The following is a 20,096-nucleotide window of genomic DNA, read 5'->3' as shown; positions in this document are numbered from 1 at the left end:
ACGGCGCTAGCGTAGCGCAATATATTACACTTACATTAACTATTTGTTAGCAGGGCTCAGGTCGAGTCGATGCGACAAAATGGACGAGAGCCCTCATGAATGGTCCATATGGCATATCGGCCACACCCGCCTGTAACTGCCGCATGGAAGGCCCCGCCGTCTCCAACGGCGCCGCGACGGCGAAAGCCAATCGCAAAACAGAAATGGCCTCGCCTTCGAGGCGAGGCCATCTCACAAACATTAGGCGCAAATCCGCGCGCAGGTTCACGCAACGACGTTCTTAAAGTTCAAGCATCTATTCGCTTTGGGCGAACTCAACCTGCTATTGTCCGAGCGCCCATCGGTAGCAATAGCTTTTAATGATATCCGTCGCAGGTTGATCCGGGAACGTACTGTCGCCGTCGAGATAGGCTAGAAAACTCTGCAAGGCGGCGCTGGAGCCGGTACCCTTCACTTGGATCGCGGATTGCAAGATGGCTTGGAAAGTATGGTGGCCATGCGCATCGCTCGTCGGCACGGGACTTGGCAGGTTCGGGGCCGATGATCCGCCCCCCTCCGGATAATATTCATAGGCATAAACAGTGCCCGAGTTCGGAGGCGTGGAATAGACGTTCCATGCCGCCGTATAGGGCGCGGTCGTGGCGGCACGGCAGACCTGCGATTTAGCGACGAAGCCATAGGCATAGGTGTTCGTCGTCAGCAAAGTCGAATAGACGGAACCGATATTGCCGCCGAGATTAACAAAGCCAACGGGATAGCCGGCTGACGTGCTGGTCGGCAGGCCCAGGCTCCAAGGCGCGTCGTTCAACACCGTCGCTGCCGCCAAACCGTAAGGCGCGCTGCTAGGATCGGCGATGACTAGATTGGTTGTCAAAGGATAAGGCAGGCCCGATGCGGTGATATCGACCGAATTGTGAGGCCCCGACCAGAGCACCAGTCCGCCTTGTGCATAAGTGAAGGGAGGCCCGCTGATAAAAGTCGTCGAGCTGTTGAATAAGGCGTTTGGTGTTGTCGTATCCGCCGCAAAGAACAGATCGTAGAAGCTGACCGACGAGCTCGTGATCTGCTTGACCAGGGTGCCGGTCGCGCCCGCATAGGCCGTTGCGGTATAAGTGTTTCCGTTACCTGCCTCAAAGACGCTCCACGCGGTTATAAGGTCATTGAGCGCATCGTTGAAATTCGCTGCGACGGCGATCCTGATTGAACCGGTGGTCGCTTCGGCTTTCGGCGCGGAGCCGATCAGGAGCGCGGCCATGGCGGCGCCCAGCAAAAGTTGCCCTTTATTTCTCAACATGATTCTTCCCTTAATAAGGTTCGAGGCCTGACATATCGAATGCGCCTGCCTCATAGGATGAGATGACATGATTGAAGGATGCCGGTTCATTGCGACCGGCTGCCTTTAAATCACTGGCCGATCGCCCAGCGGTAACAATAGCTTTTGATGATGTCCCGCGCCGGCTTGTTTGGATAAGTGGTCCGGCCCTTCAGATAGTTGAGAAAACTCTGAAGCGCGGCACTGGAGCCCGTGCCATTTATTTGAATCGCCGCTTGCACGATGTTGGGGAACGGATGACTGCCGTTCGCATCGCTGGTCGGGACGGTAGCCGGGACGTTCGGGTCGGATGAGCCGCCGCCTTCCGCGTAATATTCATAAACATAGCGGGGAATCAGAGTTGTCTCCCATGCCGCCGTATAAGGCGCCGTCGATGACGCACGGCATATGCGCGACTTGGGCTGCAGGGTAAATTCCTGGCTGAGAGTCAAAAATGTATAGACGTCGTTTTGCGTGGCATTGGCTCCGTTGGGAGCGAAGGGACCCGCGACCGTAGTGAACCCGGCCGACCAGGGCGTGTCGTTGAGCAGTGTATAGGCCGCGAGCCCATAGGGATTCACCGCGGGATTTTCGATGAAGAGATGGCCCGTCAGCGGATAGGGAAGACCGCTCGCTGAAACATTGATCGAGCGCGACGAGAGCGCGAGGCCATCGATTGCATAATTGAACGGCGGCGTGCTTACATAGGTCGTGTAGTTGTAAAACAGGTTGTTGGGCGTGGCCGTATCGACCGCAAAAAACAAATCGTAGAAGCTCGTCGAACTGCTTATGATTTGATTGAACAGGACGCTGTTCGCATTCGTATAGGCTGTGGCCGTATAATTCAGACCATCATGGGTGGACACCCAGTCATGCCAAGAGCCGATAATGTCGTTTAAGGTGTCGGCGAATGGCACGGCGACGGCAATCCGGATCGCCCCATCATCAGCCAGGACAGGCAGTGCGAAACCCGCCAGCGACAATGCCGCGGTTCCACCGAGCAAAAGTTTTCTAATGTCTTTATGCAACACGATTTTGTCCTTTGCAAAAAAGCTCGAAACGCGACTCCCTAAAGCTCGTCCGCTTCAAGCGAGTGAGTGGATCATCATCAACAAGCTGGACAAACAATCTCGGCTTTGACCTCCCTTCGCGGCGAGGAATCTCGAAACTCCGGAACTGAGAACGCGCTACGCTATCGCCTGCCGGAGGTCCGGCAGGCGGGCTCAAAACCATGCAAGGTTTTTGGACGCCCAGCCAATTTTGGCGGGCTCTATTATGTAATATTTTTATATAACTTTGTCTTGCGGATTCTTGGGTGTTGGGTGTAAAAAATTCGCCTAACGCAGTGTTATCGTATCACTGCACCCAATATAGCAGATTGCCCTATGCAATCGAATCGTTATGTAAACAAAATAATTTACACTGATGTGGACGCGGTTCATACCTAACAAACACTCCGGTTGTGACAGGGCTTCTGACGTGGCGAAACATTTTGATACTTTTCGTCCGCACGCGGGCGCGGGACGGCCTTCTCTCATGCCAATGGGAGAGATCCCAGGCCTTCAAAGACACCAAGGACGCAGGCATTTCGAAAAGGGGATCGCCTTTTTCAATGCCGGCAAGTGGAAGCAGGCCTTGCGTGAATTCGAGGACGCGGCGCGTTTCGATGCGAAGCAGTTGGGCGTCCATTATTCGCGCGGTGTTACGCTGACGCATCTCGATCGCTTCGACGAGGCGATCCTATCCTTCGAGCGCGAGCTCGCCAACACACCCAATCATCCCTCCTCCTTGACGGAGATAGGCACTTGCCTGGCGCGAACGGGAAAACCGCGCGAGGGCATTCTCTATCTGCAACGAGGCTTGAGCCTTTGGCCGAACATGCCGCTTGCTCTCTATAGTCTCGGGCTCGCCCTGTTGACCGAAAAGCACCGGAAGGAAGCGATCACTGTCTTCGATCGCGCGATCCTCCTCGATCGCTCATACATCAACTCTTATCGCGGACGCGGTCTCGCCTATGCGATGGGCGATGAGGAAGAAAAGGCTCACGCCGATTTCGCCATGGCGGCGACTCTCGATAGCAAAGACTATAATGCCATGATCGCGCTTGGCTCCGTCTTTTGCAGGAAATCCCGTGAGCTCCAAGGCGGCCATCTTTTCGAAATGGCTGCCAAGATCGCTCCGGATATCGCCCTGGCCCAGATGGCATTCGGAAATTTTCTCGTATTGCATAAGCAATATGAAATGGGACTGGGCTATATAGATCGCGCGCTCGAGCTCGATCCGCTTTACGCTCCATCCCATGTCGCGCGCGGCTTCGCCTATTTCGGGCAAGGGCGGGTTGAGGAGGCTGTAACAAGTTATCGTAAGGCTATCGATCTCAGCCCTGACGATCCGATCGTGGTCGGCGCACCGCTCTTCGGGTTGCAACATAATCCCGGCGTCACCAAAGCGGAATTGCTGGACGCTCACAGAAAATGGGGCATGCTTGCGCGGTCGGAAGCGCCCAAGGACCGCTTCGCATTCGCGAATAATCCCGACTCGAAACGCAAGCCGCGGATTGGCCTCGTTTCCGCTGATATGAGAGGCCACGCGGTCAGCTTCCTCGTGCTGCGGGCGATCGAAGCCCTGGCGGCGCTCGGTTACGAAATCTATTGTTATAAGACGGACCGAAGGTTTGGCGACGATCATTTTACCGATCGCTACAAGGCCATCGCAAAGTCATGGGAAATTCTGTCCGATCTCGATGATGAGGGCTGTGCCGCGCTCATAGCCGAGCATGAGATAGACATATTGTTCGATCTCTCCGGCCATACGACTGGCCATCGCCTCTCGCTTTTTGCGATGCGGGCGGCGCCGATCCAACTGACCTGGGCAGGATATGTCGGCACCGTCGGACTCGATACGATGGATGGCATTATCGCCGATGCCGTCGAGATCCCGCCAGAGGATGATGCCTTTTATCTCGAATCCGTCATCCGCTTGCCGGACTGCTATGTCTGCTACAATCCTCCTGCGGAGGCGCCAGCCGTCCAGCCGTTGCCCGCGCTCAAGAAAGACGAATTTACGTTTGGCTGTTTCAATCGTCCTGGCAAGCTCAACGCGGAGGTAGCGCGCGCTTGGGCTAAGATCCTGGAGCTCGCTCCGTCCGCTCGCATTCTCATGGTTTATGGCAGTCTGGCCGAGGAGAAGACGCGAGAGGCCGTCTACGACATTCTTGAAAGTGGCGGTCTTGGCCGTGATCGCGTCGAACTTGTCGGAGAGCCTCAACAGACGCAACTGCTCGAAGCCTATTCGGAACGAGTCGATCTCGCCTTGGATCCTTTTCCCTATTCGGGCGGCGTCACGACTCTTGAAGCCATGTGGATGGGCGTGCCGACGGTGACCCTCGTCGGAGAGACTTTTGCGGGGCGTCACGCCGCCACGCATCTGACCGCCGCAGGCCTCAGCAATTTTTGCGCGCATTCGATCGATGAATATATCGAACTGGCCGCCGGCTGGACCAAACGCCGGGAAGAGCTTGCCGCGTTGCGGGCGGGTCTGCGGGACCGGGTTGCCGCCTCGCCGTTGAACGATCCAGTCCGCTTCGCCAATAACCTCGACGAAGCTCTGATGAGGCTATGGGAGGACTGGTGTGCTTCGCACCCCAAGGCCGCTTCCGAAATTGCGGGCGCAGAGGGCATCTTCTGACAATGAGCGCTCTCACCGTCCCTAATGCGACAAGATTCGAGATCCTCCCGTCACAAAACGCAGCCGTGATCGAAACGCGTCGCCGGAACATGCGGGGGCGTATCCGGACTGGACTCATCCTTTGTCTTTGGCCGGCAATGGCTTTCGCCGCGGCTGGCGACGCTCCCGACCGTGACGCAGACCCATTAGCCAATCCTCTGGCCAAGCAATCGCTCTCTTCATTGTCGGCCACACGCACGCGGCCCTTGTTCGTGGCAGGCAGGCATGTGCGCCTGCCCCAAGCACCGCCTCCGGCGCCCGCCGCACCGGAGGCGCCACCGCCGCCGCCTCCCAGCCTCGTTTTGCTCGGCGTCGTCAGAAGCGGAGACGGTCCGCGGGCGCTTCTTAGAACCGCGGGAGGCCTACAATCGCTGCGGGTCCATGTCGGCGACAATATCAGCGGATGGAAAGTCACCGAGATCGCATTGCGGCGCGTGACATTGTCACTCGACGATCGAACGACCTCCGTCGCGCTGTTTGAAAATATGGGGCCAAATGCGAGCGACAAGGACGGGACCGGCAAGGACCAGAGGAACCGCCAGTCGCGCCGATAGGTCGTGATCGGCAAGACCGACTCAATGGATTCTCATACGGCTGCCGAGGCAAGCGCCGCAAATAATTTTGACTTCACGGTTTAACAATCAGGAGCCGGCGATGGTTTTACGGCAAAAACGCATTCTCGTGACGGGCGGCGCAGGCTTCCTTGGAACCCATCTCTGCCAGAAGCTGCTCGAAGACGGGCATGAGATTCTTTGCGTCGATAATTTCTTCACGGGCTCCAGGCGTAACATCGAGCATTTGCTCGACAACAAACGCTTCGAGCTCCTACGTCACGACGTGACCTTTCCTCTCTTCATCGAAGTCGACGAGATTTATAATCTCGCCTGCCCAGCGTCACCCGTCCATTATCAATTCGACCCAGTGCAGACCACCAAGACAAGCGTGCTCGGCGCAATCAATATGCTCGGTCTGGCGAAGCGTTTGAAAATACCGATCCTGCAAACATCGACCTCGGAAGTATACGGCGATCCAACTGTCCATCCGCAACCTGAAAGCTATTGGGGGCATGTCAATCCCAATGGCATTCGCTCTTGCTACGACGAAGGCAAACGCTGCGCCGAGACCTTGTTCTTCGACTATCATCGTCAGCACAAGTTGAAGATAAAGGTCGCGCGCATATTCAACACTTACGGTCCCTTTATGCGTCTGGATGACGGGCGCGTCGTGTCGAATTTCATCCGTCAAGCATTGCTCGGCGAAGATATTACCATTTTTGGAGATGGATCGCAGACGCGCTCATTCTGCTACGTCACCGATCTGATCGACGGCTTGGTCCGTTTGATGAACACACCGGCCGAGGTCACCGGACCGATCAATATAGGCAATCCCGGAGAGTTCTCAATTTTGGAGCTTGCCGAGACCGTGCTGGCTCTCACCGGTTCCAGGTCGTCGATCATTCGATTGCCGCTTCCAGCAGACGATCCAAAACAAAGATGTCCCGACATTGCATCGGCACAAAAGTTTTTGGGATGGCAGCCTAATATTGCCCTGGAAGAAGGTTTGAAGCGAACCATTCCATTTTTCGAAAATCTACTTCGAGGCGGCCCACAATCAACAGCGGAACTGCGCATCGCATCGCCGCTGGCTGTCTAAATAATTCACCAATTTCTCATGAGATCAAGGTCAAGAATCAAGGCCGATGATGCTGCATAACTTCTGGCGCGCCGCACAGGATGGAGCCGTTGCTCCAAAGGTGAGTCCTCTGCGGTCAGATAGGGCGAAATGGACGTCAGCGGACACCCGTGGACGCTGCGCGCCTTCTCCCCAAAAACTTCCCAAAATGAGCGCTATGATTGGGCAGAACTGGCCTAAATAATTGATTTTATTGGCGCGCCGCACAGGACGAAACTGCGAACACTTATATAATTGAAATCGCATATTAGTTTTTAGAATTAGTTTGTGACTCTCCTTCGGACAGCACTTTCTCGACTATTCACCGTTCCTTCATCGCTTTGGACGCGGTCTCGACGAGCGGCGAGAACACATATTCGAGAATGCGCCGGCTGCCAGTCTTGATCTCAACGCTGACAGCCGTGCCGGGCGAGAGGGGTATGTCGGCTCCGTCCGCTTTAATCGAAGGGCTGTCGATTGAGAGGGCCACAGGAAAGACGAGGTTTTGTGTGCGCTGCGCCCCTGCCGACTGAGAGGAAGGGCAACTTCTTCCGTCCGTTTCTGGGCGCGCTGGGCCTCTAAGCTGCCAATTTGGGCAGCCATTTGATGCAAATCATCGGCGAGAACCTCTTCCTCGCGCTCACGAATGCTTTGTGGAATGTCTTCTGTCCAGAAAATACCAAAAGCGCTGAAATTCAATAAGGTAGCAAGCTTAAAAGGCCCACTAATCAATGCTGTTTCCTAGAGGAGCCAGCCCGCCAGTGGCCCACTTTGCAGCCGTGGCAGGTTAACCTCGCCCTTGCGAGATCAAATTTTAGCCTGATCAACTCGTCCTGCGCCAACTCGACTCCACCACGAGATCTGGAGGGATCAAACCTGAACGAAAGTGTCTTTTAAACATCCGCCGGCTCGTGATTTGGAAGCCGTCCACCGCCGCCGCCATTCCGTCGCGGAAGATTGAAGCGAACTGAGCAGAATGAGGAGCCGGTTGCTGGAGACCCCGGATAAGAGAACCGACAAGCGTTTGCTGTTTGAAGAACCTGGGTTGTCCGAAATTCAAGGATTCACGGTTTGGCCTAATCTTTCCCTGAGGTAAAAAAGCACCAGTCTGAGCACGAAACGACCGTTGTCATATGCCATTCATAAAAGCGGTGCAGCAAATGGGTAGAAATATATACGTTACGCGGGCGTGGTCGGAGTTGAGATGTCGTGTCGGAGAGTCAGCAGGCGCGTTTAACCGATTTGTTCGCGGCGAACTACAATGAGCTGTTTCGGCGTTTGGCTCGTCGACTCGGATCGCGCGAGTTTGCACAGGAAGTTCTTCAAGAGACCTATCTCCGCATTGATCGGATTAGTGACGTCGCCGTGGTACAGAGCCCGCGGGACTATTTCTTTAAGGCGGCGGTCAATGTCGCCAAGAACCAGCGAAAATATGAAAATTGTCGACCACGGGCTGGCGCGGTCGATGAGTTTTTCGACATTCCGGACGAGGCGCCAGATGCTCTGCGGGTTCTCGAAGCACGATCAGAAGTTGAGGCGTTGAAGGCAGCCTTGCAGGAATTGCCGGAGCGGCGCCGCTTCGTCTTAGAGGCTATGGCTATCGAGGGCTGCTCCGCACCAGTCGTCGCAAAGCGCTTGAAGATCAGCAGCCGTACAGTCGAGGTGGAACTCGCAGCCGCCTTGGAATTTTGTGCCACCCGGTTGAACCGTGAACTGCCCAGACGGCTTGGCGGGCCGAGATTCAAGATTTAATACCTTTAAGTGCTAAAACTAAGCAGCTACAAGACATTTACGCAAAAGCGAGACATTGACGCCGCCTCACGCGCAGGCAGAAGCAGGTTGCCGGGTGGCACGCAACGTCGCCGGACCTCTCAAGCATCAAATCACAGAGCGAGTTCAGTGATGCTCAAAAGCGCGCTCATGATGGAGACAATGAGACTGCCGACGATGACGCTGACCAGGATGATCGTTGCTGGTCCGATCACGCCCATGAGTCGATCCATGCCGACGCTGAGCTTGTGCTCATAGAACGCCGCGGCGTGACGTGCAATGGAGGCAAGATCGCCGGTCTCATCTCCAACCCGCAACATACGCACGGCGAGCGGAGGGAGGAGATCTGAGCCGGCGAGCGCATCGGCAAAACGGCGGCCGTGCCGGACTTGCTCATGCACGTTGTCGATGGCTGCTACGAGGTGGGGCACGGTCACAACATCACGCAGAATTTTCAACGTCGCCGGCAAGGCAACGCCATTCTCGACGAGCAAGCCTAAGGTCCCGATGAAGCGAGCCGTGCGCCGATCGCGCATCGGGCCGGCTATGCCTGGGATCGAGATGATCGCCGCCGTCAATCTGCCCCGAACATCACGGCGCCGGAGGAGAAGCCAGCCGCCAAGGCCCATGACTACCCAGAAGCCAAGGAAAACTTGAAGATTGGCGCGAAGCCAGCTGGACATGGCTAGCACGAAGGCAGCCCCCCCGTTCAGTTTGTTTCCGAGATCCTTGAAGACGGGCTCAAACTGCGGCACGACGAAAATCAAGAAAAAGAAGAGGATGGCTATTGCTGCACCTACGAGAAACATCGGGTATCGAATCGCGGAACTAAACCGCTCCGCGAGGAGCTCGCGGCGATCACGATCCTCGACGATCGCGCCCAGCACCGCATCGAGCTTGCCCGAAGCTTCGCCCGCCCGGACCATCGCTATATAGGCCGGTTCGATGAGGGTCGGATGGCGATCGAGCGCCTCAGCAAAGCTGTCGCCCGCCGTAATTGTCGAGCGCAGATTATTAGCAAACCAGACAAGAGATTTGTTGGAATCCTCAGCCAATGTCTGCAATGAGGCTTCAAGCGTCAGTCCGGCGGCAATGAGCAAGGACAATTGACGCAGGAAAAGCGTGACGTCACGCGATCGAGGTCGTTTATCGCGCGAACTCGTCTCCTTGGTCAGAAAGCCGCCTTTTGGCGCGAGTTCCGCATCGATCAGCATGTGACCGAGATATTCGACGCGGCTCACGACCTCTTCGCGCGTAGGAGCATCGACCTCTCCAGCGACAATTTCGCCTGATCGCGCCATGGCTCGAAACCTAAATTGCGGCATCTTGAATCCTAAAGACTCATCGTGACGCGGAAGACTTCGTCGATCGTCGTATGCCCTGCCCGGCATTTTGCGATGCCGTCTTCAGCCATCGTGGTCATCCCTTCTCTCCGCGCGACCGCCTCGAGTTCCGCGGAATCGGTTTTGGGTCCGATCGCTTCCCTGATGGCCGTCGAGACTTCGAGTAATTCGAAGACACCCTGACGCCCACGAAAGCCAGTGAAACCGCACCATTCGCAGCCTTTGGGATGATAGACGATGTCTCCTTTGGAAAAGCCCAAAGCTTCATATCGGGTGTCGTGGGCAAGATCCTGCGGCGTCAACTGGTGCGATTGTTTGCAATCGCGGCAGAGGGTGCGCACAAGGCGCTGTCCGATGAGCACCTTGATTGAGGAAGCAAGTAGAAAGCTTTCAACCCCCATGTCGATGAGGCGGGTAATTGCGCCGGCCGCCGTATTGGTGTGGAGCGTCGTCAAGACGAGATGGCCAGTCAGCGCCGCATGGACGCCCATATGCGCGGTCTCGGCGTCGCGCATTTCACCGACCATGATCACGTCCGGATCCTGGCGCAAAAAGGACCGCAAGGCCGCGGCAAACGTCAGACCGATCGTTGGATGAATCTGAACCTGATTGATGCCAGGAATCTGATATTCGATGGGGTCTTCGACAGTCAAAACCTTGCGGGTTGGTTCGTTGAGTTCGGCAAGAGAAGCTGCAAGCGTCGTCGTCTTGCCGGAGCCTGTAGGACCGGTCACGATGATCATGCCGAAGGGCAATTGCAGGGCACTTCGCAGGATGCGGTCGTCACGTGGCGAGAGGCCAATCTGGTTCAGAGCGACAAGTCCCGAACCCTTGCGCAGCAAGCGGATGACAGCGCTCTCCCCGTGAGCTGTCGGGATCGTCGCTACGCGGAGATCGATTTCCGCGCCCGCGACATTGATATGTGTTCGGCCGTCCTGAGGCAGGCGCCGCTCCGTAATGTTCAAACCGGCCATGATCTTGAGGCGTGACAGCAGGCCTTTCGCCATGCTCATCGGTGGCGCCGGCACAGCCTTCAAAAGGCCGTCGATCCGTAGCCGTACCTGTAAAGCGCCAGCGAAAGGCTCGATATGAAGATCCGTCGCGCGCTGATCGACCGCGAGCCGCATGAGATCGTCGAGCGCCCGAACGACGGGGGCGCCCCTGGCAAGATCGCGGAGGTCGTCAAGATCGTCCGAACTCGCGGCAACAGCTTCCGATGGTTCTGATGCGACAGCAGAGGCGCTTTGCGTCGTCGCCAGCGCGGCATCGAGGTCATCGTTCGTCGCGACAGCGAGCGGCAGCTTTTGCTTCAGTGCGACCTCGACAGCCCGCAACGTCTCGTCGTCGATCGGCGCTGCGATCGCAAGGGTCAATCGCCCTTGGGCATCCAAATATGGGAAAAGGTGTTCCTCCTTGAGAAAACGCAGCGACAAAGCACCGCCTGCAAAGCGATCACCGACCAATTCGGCTCGTTGGACCCGCGGGCATGCATGAAAGGCGGCGAGTTCGTCAGCGAAGGCCTTCGGGGTGAGCTTGGTCAGGCTCAGCCAATCTGCGTCTTCGTTTACGTCAAGCCGCTGCGTTTGCGGCCGGCCTTCGAAGGCTTGCAGATCGCGTAAGATGCCTTTTGCGGCTAGATGCTCGAGGAAATCGCTTTGCATTGCATCAAGCCCTGTGAATGGGAGCCAAGAAAATGCATGACTTGATCCTTGGCGCAAGAGCGCCGCGGAGCCTAACATCTTCGCTCGGACGAGTGTCAGGCTGACGACAAAATTCGAATGCGACATATTGAGAACTCGACCGGTTCAATTCCCGGTACGGACTCTGTCATCTGGATGCCACAAGCCGGTGCGTAATCATTCGAGATTTTGCGAGCGGAAGCTAATATTGCGTCACAGCGCATTGCATCTCGAAGCCATTCGGTGGCTCATCTTCGCCGTTATTCTAGCGGGCGCGAGCAATGGCTGGGCCACCTGCGAACTGCGATCCGCCGGCGGCGCAATCAAACATGTCGTTCAACTTCAATTCGACAATATTCATCTGCGCCGTGACGATCCGAATATCGCCTCGGATGTCGAACAGATGCCTTTTCTGTATGCCTTCCTGATCGAGAATGGTGTTCTCGCAGGCGATCACCACACCTCCCTTCCGTCCAATACGGCGACGGATATCCTTACGATTTTGACCGGGGTTTATCCTGATCGGACCGGCGTGCCGACGTCGGACAACTTTGGCTATTTCCAAACGGATGGTTCCGTCGGATTTACCAGTTCCTTTTCCTATTGGACGGCTATAGCGCCTGATGGGTTTCCCCAGATGCTGACCGAGGCAGGAAAGATGGCGCCAGCGCCCTGGGTTGCCTTCACGCGCGCCGGATGTGACGTCGGTACTTTTGGAGTGGCCAATCTGGCGATCGAGAGTATCCCCTCCGATATCATCTCGGTTTTCGGCGCTGGGACACCTGAGGCGGCGGAGGCGGCGGCCGATCCGACCAAGGCGAAAGCTGATTTTCTCGGCATTGCGGTCCATTGCGCGCAGGCGAGCCAGCTCTGCGCGAACGCGGCCCACGCGCGCCCCGACCACCTTCCTGACGAGCCCGGGTTCTATAATAATTTCAGAGCGCTCTTCGGAAATGCTCACGTCCAGCCAGCGATCTCGCCGAATAGCCCTGTCAGAGACCTCGATCACAAGATCATTCAAGATGCTTATGGAGATGCGGGCTTTCCCGGGCTCGCAGCACCAACAGCATCCCAGTCGCTTGGTTATGTGGCCACTATGCTCGAAGCGGGCGTCCCTGTCGTTTATGCTCATATCAACGACCCTCACAACGGGATCTCAGTTTCTGGAGCGCGGCAGAGCTTTGGGCCCGGAGAGGCAGTCTATGACCGGCGTCTTGGCGCTTATGACCGCACCTTCGAGCGCTTCATCAGGCGGCTGGAGGCTGATGGCATCACGAAAGCAAATACTTTGTTTGTTTTTGCCTCGGATGAAGGGGGGCATTTCGCGGGCGGCGCTCCGGTGCCGAAGACTTGCGATGGAGCTACCCTGGCCTGCACCTATCCGGATCAGGGAGAGATCAATGTCTTTGTCGATCGATTGCTGGCAACGCAATTTCGGAACGTGACCGCGTTCGATATTCATTTCGATACCGCGCCGAGCTTCTTCATTCATGGAAATCCATCCGTGGCGGCCCCAATCACTCGCGCTCTTGAACAGGACGTCGGCAAGCTGACGGTCGTCAATCCAATCTCTGGCCGCACGGATTTATTGATGCCCTTTATCGCCGATCGGACGGCGATGGCCTTCCTTCATATGACGTCGAGCAGTCCAGCGCGGAAGCCAAGCTTTATGGCATTCAGCGCTCCCGACTATTTCGCGATGACAGCCGGAAACCTGGCCGATTGTAGCTCACAATCGCCTTGCGCTGAGAGAGATCCATCCTATTCGTGGACGCATGGCAATGCGGCTTCGGACATGAGCCTTGCCTGGTTTGGCCTCGCCGGTCCCGGAGTGCGCAAACTGGGGCTCGATGAAAGTGTCTTTTCCGACCATACCGATATTCGCCCCACCGTTTTGGCGCTTCTTGGTCTTGTCGACGACTATGTCCACGACGGACGTGTGCTTACCGAATGGATCGAGCCGTCGTCTCTGGCACCGCAATTGCGTGGGAACCAGACAAGTTTCTTAGATCTTGCATACGCTTATAAGGCGCTCAACGCGCCGCTCGGCAAGGCCGGAACCAATATGTTGGCGCTTTCCACGCAAGCCGTTCAAGGCAGCGACCAAGATTATGCCAGTTTCGTGGCCATGCTCGATGGGGCGACGCACGCACGCGACTTGCTGGCGCAGGAGATCAAGAGCCGGCTTGATGAAGCAGCTTTTGGAGATAAGCCAGTCAATGTGGCGAGAACGACGTATCTGGCGCGATCGGCGCGTGCGCTCGTTCAGAGCATGACCGAGCTTGTCAAGGACGATGCACATTCGGCCTCATCGATGCAATAGATTGCCCGTCGCCGGAGCGTCATATGTCTGTGTCATAGTTGGTCATATTAAAAGACCAGAAGCTGCCATTCGAGGCGTTACGTTGCCCGGCTTTTTGGCTCGTCTTTATTGCCGATTAGTCGTTTCGGCGATCCACCGCGGTCCAGCGCCGGGAATCGCGAAGCGGAACCTCGCCTATATAATTTTGGCGATGGGAATGCCGATTCCCGCCTCAAACGGCGATGCAGCAACGCTGACGACCCTTCTGACCGACAAAGGAGCGATGATCGCCCTCAAGGGTGATATCGCCCTTAGCGATGCGGATGCACTCGAAACCCGTATGCGTGCGGCCGAGGCCAATGGTCATGCTATCCGCGGGCTGATGCTCGATTCGCTAGGCGGGAATCTCGTCGGCGGCCTTGCGCTCGCACGGCTCGTCCGTGCTCATACAGATCTGCAGACCACTGTGAGTTACGGCGCCACCTGCGCCTCGGCGTGCTTTCTCGTGTTCGCGGCCGGCCAGACGAAATTCGCGGATTATGGAAGCTCTGTGGGCATCCACGGAGCCGCGGATAAATCCGGCCGGGTGACGGAGGATGCCATGGCGGCGACACGTGCCATGGCACGCTTTTCCATGGAGGTCGGCGTTCCAGCGCCTATCGCACAAAAGTTGATCAATACGCCCCCCGACACAATCGTTTGGCTGAGCGCCGCAGATCTCCGATCGATGGGCGTCGCGATGGCTGGACGTCCCGTTCAGGCGCCAAGAGGCGGACCGCGGCCGCTTGTGCCAGCGGTCCCGCATCGCACTGCGGATATTGTGAGAAACGAGCCGCCTCCGAAGAGCCAATCGGAACGTATCCAAGCCGCGTTCGATGCCGCTGACCACGGCGACTATGCAATGGCAACCAACCTGTGGCGGGCACTGGCGGACCAAGATCACGGCCCTTCGCAATATAATCTCGGCCAGATGTATTATGCGGGCAAAGGCGTTCCGCAGAACTTCGCCGAGGCGGTCAAGTGGTTCAGTCGCGCCGCCCAAAAAGGAGTTCCCGGGGCGCAGCTCAGTCTTGGCGTCGCCTATGCGCTTGGACGGGGCGTGCAACCGAACCTGACCGAGGCTTACAAGTGGCTGAAACTTTCGATGGCGGGTTTCGCCACCGAGAAAGAGCGGATGGAAGCTCTCAAAGCGCGTGAGATGATCGTCGCGCGAATGACAGCTGCGGAAATCGCAGAAGCTGAGAAGGAGACGCGCGAATGGGCCCCTTCGCGATGATGGAGCCAATGGGCGGACCGGGAGGGCGAGTGAAAGGCCTCGTCTTGCCCGAGCTGGTACGGCTCATGCCATGACCTGTGAATTTCAGTTTCAAAAATACCGGAAACTCACCGAGACGCTTGTCGCCATAGCGCTCGAAGGTTGAATGAGGCCTTGATTACTGAATCGCGCCCGCCACGCCGTGCGGCCTCGCTCGGGGGCTGCAGCGTCAATCCATCAACGAAAACGTAGGGTAGCCCGGTCTCAAGCTTGTAAAGCAGCGTGTGGAGACCGTCATAACTGATATCCATGGTCGCTTGAATCCGCACAATATCCTTCTCCTCGGAGTGGCCGGCTTGCTGGACGCCGGACGAGACGAGGCTCGTGTGCTCCGCCGAGGCCAATTGCGAGAGATAGGCTTCCAATTGGGCGCCAGCGAGCCCCATGGTTTGCCCGTTCAGGAATGCCGTGTCAGGTGCCGCCTCGATTCCCTCACGCTTCGCCTCCTTGCCCCCCGCGTGGCGATGAGCTGCCTGCAAGCGTGCAAGTCTATCCTGCGCGTCGGCAAGTTCTTGAAGAGAGTCGGACCGCGCTTTGAATGACAAGGTTGGTGCAGTGATGCAGACCATGAGAAGCGCCGCGAGCACTGCGATGGCAATGGTTCGTTCCCGGTCGAATTTAATCATCCCTCAATCTCCTGGAAGGTCCGGGTGATCTGAGACCCGCGCCTCGATGTAAAATTTATAAAGGTCTGTGCTCTGTCCATGACCTTGTGTAGTCGCCGCGAAAAAATGGACATTCGAGAAATGCCCCGACTGCTCGAGAGCGCCGATCAAAGATGGCGCGTCGTTGGCGAGGCCCATGATACGGAGTGTCGTAGTCTCGAGGTGAAATTCCGTCAGATAGGCGCTGTCGGGAACGGCGCGTGTCAAATCATCAAGAACGAGTACGGCGACTGGGGAATTCTCCTTCAGGGCCCAGGCGCGCTCCGGCGGCTTGAGCAAGGCCAAATTTGGCTTTCCTTGCGCGCGTGCCTGACGTTCGAGCGTGCTTGCTTGCTCCGCGATGTCATCGCGCTCGGTTGAGGCGGCATTTGATGCATAAAGCGCCCAGAGGCTTGCTGTTGTGCTGAGCACAATGACAGCGGCCAATCCTATACCGATCATTCGAGGGAGATTCTGGATGTTTCCTTTGGAAACCGGCGCGGGCTTCGTCCATAAGGTGAGAAAAGGCGTCTTGGCGCCAGCGTCGATACGGGCAGCAATCCGGCCTGGAGAAAGTCCACAGAGCGCGAGTTCACGCGACACCGCTTCGATCTCCTCGCGCGGCGTGAGCAGCACGGAGACCTCGAGCATCTCTGGATCTTTCGCGCTGGGTTTTGCATCAATCGCATAGAGTGCTTGCGCCGGGGGCCAGGGCGAGAGGCGCTCAAGCTGATTGCGCACGATGCCTGACAGAAATTCCTTGGCTTTAACCGGGAGCGTGAGATTTCTGTTGATGACGTGATCGGCCGAGAGCTCGAAAACGATGAGATGATTGCGCAGCGCTTCGATTGTCTCGCTTGCAACCGGCATCCCCGCACCGACTTTAGCCAATATGTCGCCGCCGGGCTGGCCTCCGCGGTGAATCACAAAGCCGCCCTCGTCTCGCGTCACAACCACTGATTTACGGGCTTGCGACAAGGCGCGCCATTCCACGACCAAGCCGGCAAGCACATCGATCCAATGCGTCAGAATCGTTGGAAGCTTCATTACTCGTCCTGCAGCTGATCGGCCATGAAACTGCGGCGGGCTTCAGATGCCGATAAGGGCGTCCAGGCTAGCACCCGATAAGGTTGACTATCCTCCGGCACGATCGCGAAGACGGCCTTGGCTCGTGCCGTATATCCGTCTAGGAGCTGCGCCGTGAGTTCGACCGACGCGACGGGAGTCCCCTCAACCGTCAGATAATCGATCGCGGAGCCCAGAATCTGTTTGAGGCGATCTTCGGTGAGCGCCCCGCTGCGCGCTTGTAGAAGGCTCGTGAGCTGCCCCGAACTGAGGCCGGGTACCACCTCAAGGACGCCAGGCGACGCTGTTAGCGCATTGACTTTGGCACCGCCATAGATCGTCGCAAGCGGCAGGATCGCTTCGATATATTCCGGCGTCATGCCTGGAATTGCCCGGAGCTGATGGATGTCGGTTAACGTGCGAAGCCCGCTGTCCTTTGATGTAGACCCATCATCTCCTTGCTGTGCGGCCGGCTGTTGCGGGGCTCCTTGCTGCGCCCCGGCCTGCCCTGGCTGCGGTGCGTTCGGCGGCTGTCGCACCGCAGCCGCGGCCTGATCGGGGTCATCGCTCTTTCGCCACGCCACGATCGACTGGGCGATCATAGTCGCATCCTCATCCGCGCCAGCCGATCGCAACAGGGCCGCAAGCAGCTTCACCGGCGCCTTATTGATGTCAATCCGGCCACGTTCGTCGCTGAGACGGATTTGGATCACACCCGTCGATAAGGAGACCGCTGTTTGCCTCTCGGTCAGCGGCGTATCGCCCAATCGTGCAAGGAGGCCGGCGGAGACTTCAAGTCCGGCGTTCAAAAGTGCATCGGCTCTCGCTCGGTCACGATCGATCGCGACGATGCTGGCGAAGCCGCGAAAACTGATCGATGCCGCCATGGCGAGCGCCGACAGAAGAGCGATCGTCCAAAGAACGGCGATGAGGACGATTCCTTGGCGGGGATCAGACCGGCTCAAAGTCATTATCGCTCCTGGCTTGCTTGTTGCCGATTTTGATTGGTTTGCTGGTCTTGGGATTTGCCTTTGGCATCTCCATCACCCTTCCCGCTGATCGAGAGACATCCGGACTCGCCCGAGGCGCAGGCGATGGGGGCGTCGGCATGGATCCGAAATTCCATGCCAGGCAGGAGATCGTTATTTGTTTCAAAGTCGCGAAAACTGACGCGGACGGAACGGGGAACGCCGAGTTCGCCGGTCCACATGTCATGCCAAACGATCCGTCCGTCCTTCGTGAGTTCCGAAAAGCTAAAACCGATAGAAAAATCGCCTTTGAGAAGGATCACCGGGTCGCCCAGCTCGGCATCCTCCAATTTCATGCGGGGTCCTGTCCAAGCCGCGCGGCGCCTCACAAGCCTGGTCATTCCATCGCCCGGCTCCGAGGTGAGGCTGACCACTTCCTCGGCCCAACCGCGCGATGTCTTGCCCCCCGCCGTGATGAAGAGAATCTTGGCAGGTTCATCTTCGTTTGCGGGCATCCCCGAGAAAGCCGCTTTGACATTCTTCGCATCGCCGCCCTTCGTAGCGACCCCCTTTGCGTGCGCATTGTTGGGGTTGGCGTTCTTGGGGTTGGCGTTCGCTGTGTCGGAGGCTTTGCCGGTCTTTTGAAGGACGAAGCGCGTCGCACCAAAATCACGCGTCAAGCTGTCGATTGCAAGCGCAAGCTCTTCGCTGCGATCGATGGTATGTGTTCCGTGATCGAAGAAGAACACGCTCTGATGGATCATCATTCCGATCGATACGATGATTGCCGATGCGATTGCGAGCGCGGCGAGCATCTCGACCAAAGTGAACCCCGCACGGTGTCCGATCATTGTACCCATTTAGTCGACCGCTCCGAGCTGCAGGGTTTCGGCCTTTACGATCCGCCCGGATCCCCACGAGACCGCCGCGGTCACCTGATAGAGAGCCCATTTCGGCTGCTTCTTTGCCTTGCCGTCTTTCGTCACATCTGCCTTCTTGGTGCTTGGCGGCGGCTCGGGCGGCAGAATATCGCCGGGCGCGGGCTCGACATCGACGCGCCAGCGCAACGCACCATTTTCACCCGCGCGGATGCCCAGCTCCGGATCGCCCCGGTCGAAAGGCGTCTGCAGCAGGGAGCGAAGGAGAAGCTCGGCTTGCACTTGGCCATCGCCATGAACCAGGATGCGATGTCCATGGAAGACGAGCGGGCCGAGCGTCGCGGCAAAAGCCAGCAGAAGCGAGAGAGAGACGAGAGCCTCGATGAGCGTAAAGCCCGCGCGCCGAGGATTGGCTTTAATGAGCTTCGACAACGACGCTGCCAGTATACCAGTTGACCCGGACCTCATATGCGACACCGTCCCGCGTGAATCTGAGGGCGCCGCCGGTCGAGGCGCCGTCCGGATGAAAGCCTGCGACCGCCAGGCGGCCGGACCAGATCTCGTTCGCCCCCAAAATATCGACCACGACATCGGCCGGGATTTTGACTTGGTCACCACCATCGCCGACTAAGGTGCGCGCTTCGCCATCAAGCGAGACGCGCCGGTCCTTTCCCGTCATCAGCGCAGCGAGCCGTTCCCGTCGCAGCAAGGCGACGCTGTCCATGACGAGGGCCCTCAGCCCTGGCCGGCCTGTGCCGGGGATGTTCATGATGATCAGAGAGGAAACCAGGGCGGTGATCATCATCACCGCCATCATTTCGATCAAGGTGAAGCCAGCTTTAGCCTCAGCGCTGCGCATGAGACGCGTCTGCCGCGGTCTGCATGCCACCGCCATGGCCATCGGGACCAAGCGATGTGATCTCATAGGGCGGCGTATGGTCGGCCTCCAAATGATATTGATAGGCGTGTCCCCAAGGGTCAGTGGGGACGCGGCCGCCTTTGACATAAGGCCCGTTCCAGATCTCGATACCGGTGGGACGCTCGGCGAGCGCGGTCAGCCCTTCCGACTCTGACGGGTAGCGCCCGGCATCGACGTAAAAGAGGTCGAGCGCCGAACTGAAACTTGCAATCTGCAATTTCGCGGTCTTAACACGCGATTCCCCGAGATATGCAAGCACGCGTGGTCCGACGAGGCCAAGGATCAGGCTGATGATCGTCAAAACGACGAGCATTTCGATCAGCGTGTAGCCAGGGCTCGCGGCGCCGAAGATGCGGTGACGGCTCAATTTATTTTGTGGCCTGTTGACGATCATGACGCAAGCTCCTGATAATGTCCGCGCATCGACATTGGCGCCCGCGATCATGAAGGCCGCGAGGAGAGTTGAGGCAGCCGCAAGGGGCCAAGGGAGAAAGAGAAAGGACA

The 20,096-nt window shown here is 57.5% G+C and carries 17 protein-coding genes; 6 read left to right on the top strand and 11 right to left on the bottom strand.

Annotated elements, in window-relative coordinates; genetic code table 11:
- Positions 1-322: 322 nt before the first annotated feature.
- Together A3OQ_RS23630 and A3OQ_RS0113595 are read right to left on the bottom strand one after the other, a co-directional pair.
- Entirely contained in the window at positions 323-1,294 is a 972-nt protein-coding gene (locus tag A3OQ_RS23630) for a substrate-binding domain-containing protein (RefSeq protein ID WP_020175955.1), read from the bottom strand.
- Between the two features lie 110 nt (positions 1,295-1,404).
- Positions 1,405-2,343, bottom strand: a complete 939-nt coding sequence (locus A3OQ_RS0113595; RefSeq protein ID WP_020175954.1) for a type 2 periplasmic-binding domain-containing protein — start codon at positions 2,341-2,343, stop codon at positions 1,405-1,407.
- A gap of 394 nt (positions 2,344-2,737) precedes the next feature.
- Between A3OQ_RS0113595 and A3OQ_RS0113590 the strand changes: the two genes are divergently transcribed.
- From A3OQ_RS0113590 to A3OQ_RS0113565, 4 genes are all read left to right on the top strand, one after another.
- The gene (locus A3OQ_RS0113590) at positions 2,738-4,999 is read left to right on the top strand and encodes a tetratricopeptide repeat protein (RefSeq protein ID WP_425280287.1); all 2,262 of its coding nucleotides are present in this window, start codon (positions 2,738-2,740) and stop codon (positions 4,997-4,999) included.
- 137 nt (positions 5,000-5,136) lie between these two features.
- Complete coding sequence (locus tag A3OQ_RS23625) at positions 5,137-5,592, top strand: hypothetical protein (protein ID WP_152428446.1); 456 nt, start codon at positions 5,137-5,139, stop codon at positions 5,590-5,592.
- A gap of 100 nt (positions 5,593-5,692) precedes the next feature.
- A complete protein-coding gene (locus A3OQ_RS0113580) occupies positions 5,693-6,691 on the top strand; it encodes a UDP-glucuronic acid decarboxylase family protein (RefSeq protein ID WP_020175951.1) in 999 nt (332 codons plus the stop codon).
- Positions 6,692-7,918: 1,227 nt separating this feature from the next.
- On the top strand, positions 7,919-8,461 hold the full coding sequence (locus A3OQ_RS0113565; protein ID WP_020175948.1) for an RNA polymerase sigma factor: 543 nt from the start codon (positions 7,919-7,921) through the stop codon (positions 8,459-8,461).
- 131 nt (positions 8,462-8,592) lie between these two features.
- On the opposite strand, the gene A3OQ_RS0113560 is transcribed toward A3OQ_RS0113565, so the two are convergent.
- Both A3OQ_RS0113560 and A3OQ_RS0113555 read right to left on the bottom strand, forming a co-directional pair.
- Positions 8,593-9,804: a type II secretion system F family protein gene (locus A3OQ_RS0113560; protein WP_026595814.1), complete on the bottom strand. Its 1,212-nt coding sequence runs from the start codon at positions 9,802-9,804 to the stop codon at positions 8,593-8,595.
- Positions 9,805-9,812: 8 nt separating this feature from the next.
- Positions 9,813-11,483 (bottom strand): GspE/PulE family protein, encoded by a 1,671-nt coding sequence (locus A3OQ_RS0113555; protein WP_026595813.1) that lies wholly within the window; start codon positions 11,481-11,483, stop codon positions 9,813-9,815.
- A 226-nt stretch (positions 11,484-11,709) separates the two neighbouring features.
- Here A3OQ_RS0113555 and A3OQ_RS0113550 point away from each other — a divergent pair, with 226 nt between their 5' ends.
- Together A3OQ_RS0113550 and A3OQ_RS23620 are read left to right on the top strand one after the other, a co-directional pair.
- Positions 11,710-13,824, top strand: coding sequence for an alkaline phosphatase family protein (locus A3OQ_RS0113550; RefSeq protein ID WP_152428445.1), 2,115 nt, complete (start codon positions 11,710-11,712; stop codon positions 13,822-13,824).
- A gap of 1 nt (position 13,825) precedes the next feature.
- The gene (locus tag A3OQ_RS23620; protein WP_244427143.1) at positions 13,826-15,079 is read left to right on the top strand and encodes a hypothetical protein; all 1,254 of its coding nucleotides are present in this window, start codon (positions 13,826-13,828) and stop codon (positions 15,077-15,079) included.
- Positions 15,080-15,186: 107 nt separating this feature from the next.
- Here A3OQ_RS23620 and gspM read toward each other — a convergent pair whose 3' ends face one another.
- From gspM to gspG, 7 genes are read right to left on the bottom strand one after another with little or no spacing between them, the layout of a single operon-like run.
- On the bottom strand, positions 15,187-15,744 hold the full coding sequence (gene gspM / locus A3OQ_RS0113540) for a type II secretion system protein GspM (RefSeq protein ID WP_020175943.1): 558 nt from the start codon (positions 15,742-15,744) through the stop codon (positions 15,187-15,189).
- Between the two features lie 3 nt (positions 15,745-15,747).
- Entirely contained in the window at positions 15,748-16,809 is a 1,062-nt protein-coding gene (locus A3OQ_RS0113535; protein WP_020175942.1) for a PilN domain-containing protein, read from the bottom strand.
- Entirely contained in the window at positions 16,809-17,798 is a 990-nt protein-coding gene (locus tag A3OQ_RS0113530) for a type II secretion system minor pseudopilin (RefSeq protein ID WP_020175941.1), read from the bottom strand. The genes A3OQ_RS0113535 and A3OQ_RS0113530 overlap by 1 nt, the downstream gene beginning before the upstream one ends.
- Entirely contained in the window at positions 17,798-18,655 is an 858-nt protein-coding gene (locus A3OQ_RS0113525; protein WP_020175940.1) for a prepilin-type N-terminal cleavage/methylation domain-containing protein, read from the bottom strand. The genes A3OQ_RS0113530 and A3OQ_RS0113525 overlap by 1 nt, the downstream gene beginning before the upstream one ends.
- Positions 18,656-19,105 (bottom strand): prepilin-type N-terminal cleavage/methylation domain-containing protein, encoded by a 450-nt coding sequence (locus A3OQ_RS0113520; RefSeq protein ID WP_020175939.1) that lies wholly within the window; start codon positions 19,103-19,105, stop codon positions 18,656-18,658.
- Positions 19,089-19,532, bottom strand: a complete 444-nt coding sequence (locus A3OQ_RS0113515; RefSeq protein ID WP_020175938.1) for a prepilin-type N-terminal cleavage/methylation domain-containing protein — start codon at positions 19,530-19,532, stop codon at positions 19,089-19,091. The genes A3OQ_RS0113520 and A3OQ_RS0113515 overlap by 17 nt, the downstream gene beginning before the upstream one ends.
- Positions 19,519-19,986, bottom strand: a complete 468-nt coding sequence (gspG, locus tag A3OQ_RS0113510) for a type II secretion system major pseudopilin GspG (RefSeq protein ID WP_040581114.1) — start codon at positions 19,984-19,986, stop codon at positions 19,519-19,521. The genes A3OQ_RS0113515 and gspG overlap by 14 nt, the downstream gene beginning before the upstream one ends.
- Between the last annotated feature and the right edge of the window lie 110 nt (positions 19,987-20,096).

Source organism: Methyloferula stellata AR4, assembly GCF_000385335.1.
In the GTDB taxonomy this organism is placed as follows: Bacteria; Pseudomonadota; Alphaproteobacteria; order Rhizobiales; family Beijerinckiaceae; genus Methyloferula; species Methyloferula stellata.
The sequence above is the reverse complement of the archived record's forward strand: the minus strand, read 5'-3'. Positions and strand labels throughout refer to the sequence as shown.

What these genes read in the sequence shown, in the direction of transcription:
- A3OQ_RS23630 (WP_020175955.1), bottom strand. Translation starts at nt 1,294, where the DNA reads ATGTTGAGAAATAAAGGGCAACTTTTGCTGGGCGCCGCCATGGCCGCG.
- A3OQ_RS0113590 (WP_425280287.1), top strand. Translation starts at nt 2,738, where the DNA reads ATGTGGACGCGGTTCATACCTAACAAACACTCCGGTTGTGACAGGGCT.
- A3OQ_RS23625 (WP_152428446.1), top strand. Translation starts at nt 5,137, where the DNA reads ATGGCTTTCGCCGCGGCTGGCGACGCTCCCGACCGTGACGCAGACCCA.
- A3OQ_RS0113580 (WP_020175951.1), top strand. Translation starts at nt 5,693, where the DNA reads ATGGTTTTACGGCAAAAACGCATTCTCGTGACGGGCGGCGCAGGCTTC.
- A3OQ_RS0113560 (WP_026595814.1), bottom strand. Translation starts at nt 9,804, where the DNA reads ATGCCGCAATTTAGGTTTCGAGCCATGGCGCGATCAGGCGAAATTGTC.
- A3OQ_RS0113555 (WP_026595813.1), bottom strand. Translation starts at nt 11,483, where the DNA reads ATGCAAAGCGATTTCCTCGAGCATCTAGCCGCAAAAGGCATCTTACGC.
- gspM (WP_020175943.1), bottom strand. Translation starts at nt 15,744, where the DNA reads ATGATTAAATTCGACCGGGAACGAACCATTGCCATCGCAGTGCTCGCG.
- A3OQ_RS0113535 (WP_020175942.1), bottom strand. Translation starts at nt 16,809, where the DNA reads ATGAAGCTTCCAACGATTCTGACGCATTGGATCGATGTGCTTGCCGGC.
- A3OQ_RS0113530 (WP_020175941.1), bottom strand. Translation starts at nt 17,798, where the DNA reads ATGACTTTGAGCCGGTCTGATCCCCGCCAAGGAATCGTCCTCATCGCC.
- A3OQ_RS0113525 (WP_020175940.1), bottom strand. Translation starts at nt 18,655, where the DNA reads ATGGGTACAATGATCGGACACCGTGCGGGGTTCACTTTGGTCGAGATG.
- A3OQ_RS0113515 (WP_020175938.1), bottom strand. Translation starts at nt 19,532, where the DNA reads ATGCGCAGCGCTGAGGCTAAAGCTGGCTTCACCTTGATCGAAATGATG.
- gspG (WP_040581114.1), bottom strand. Translation starts at nt 19,986, where the DNA reads ATGATCGTCAACAGGCCACAAAATAAATTGAGCCGTCACCGCATCTTC.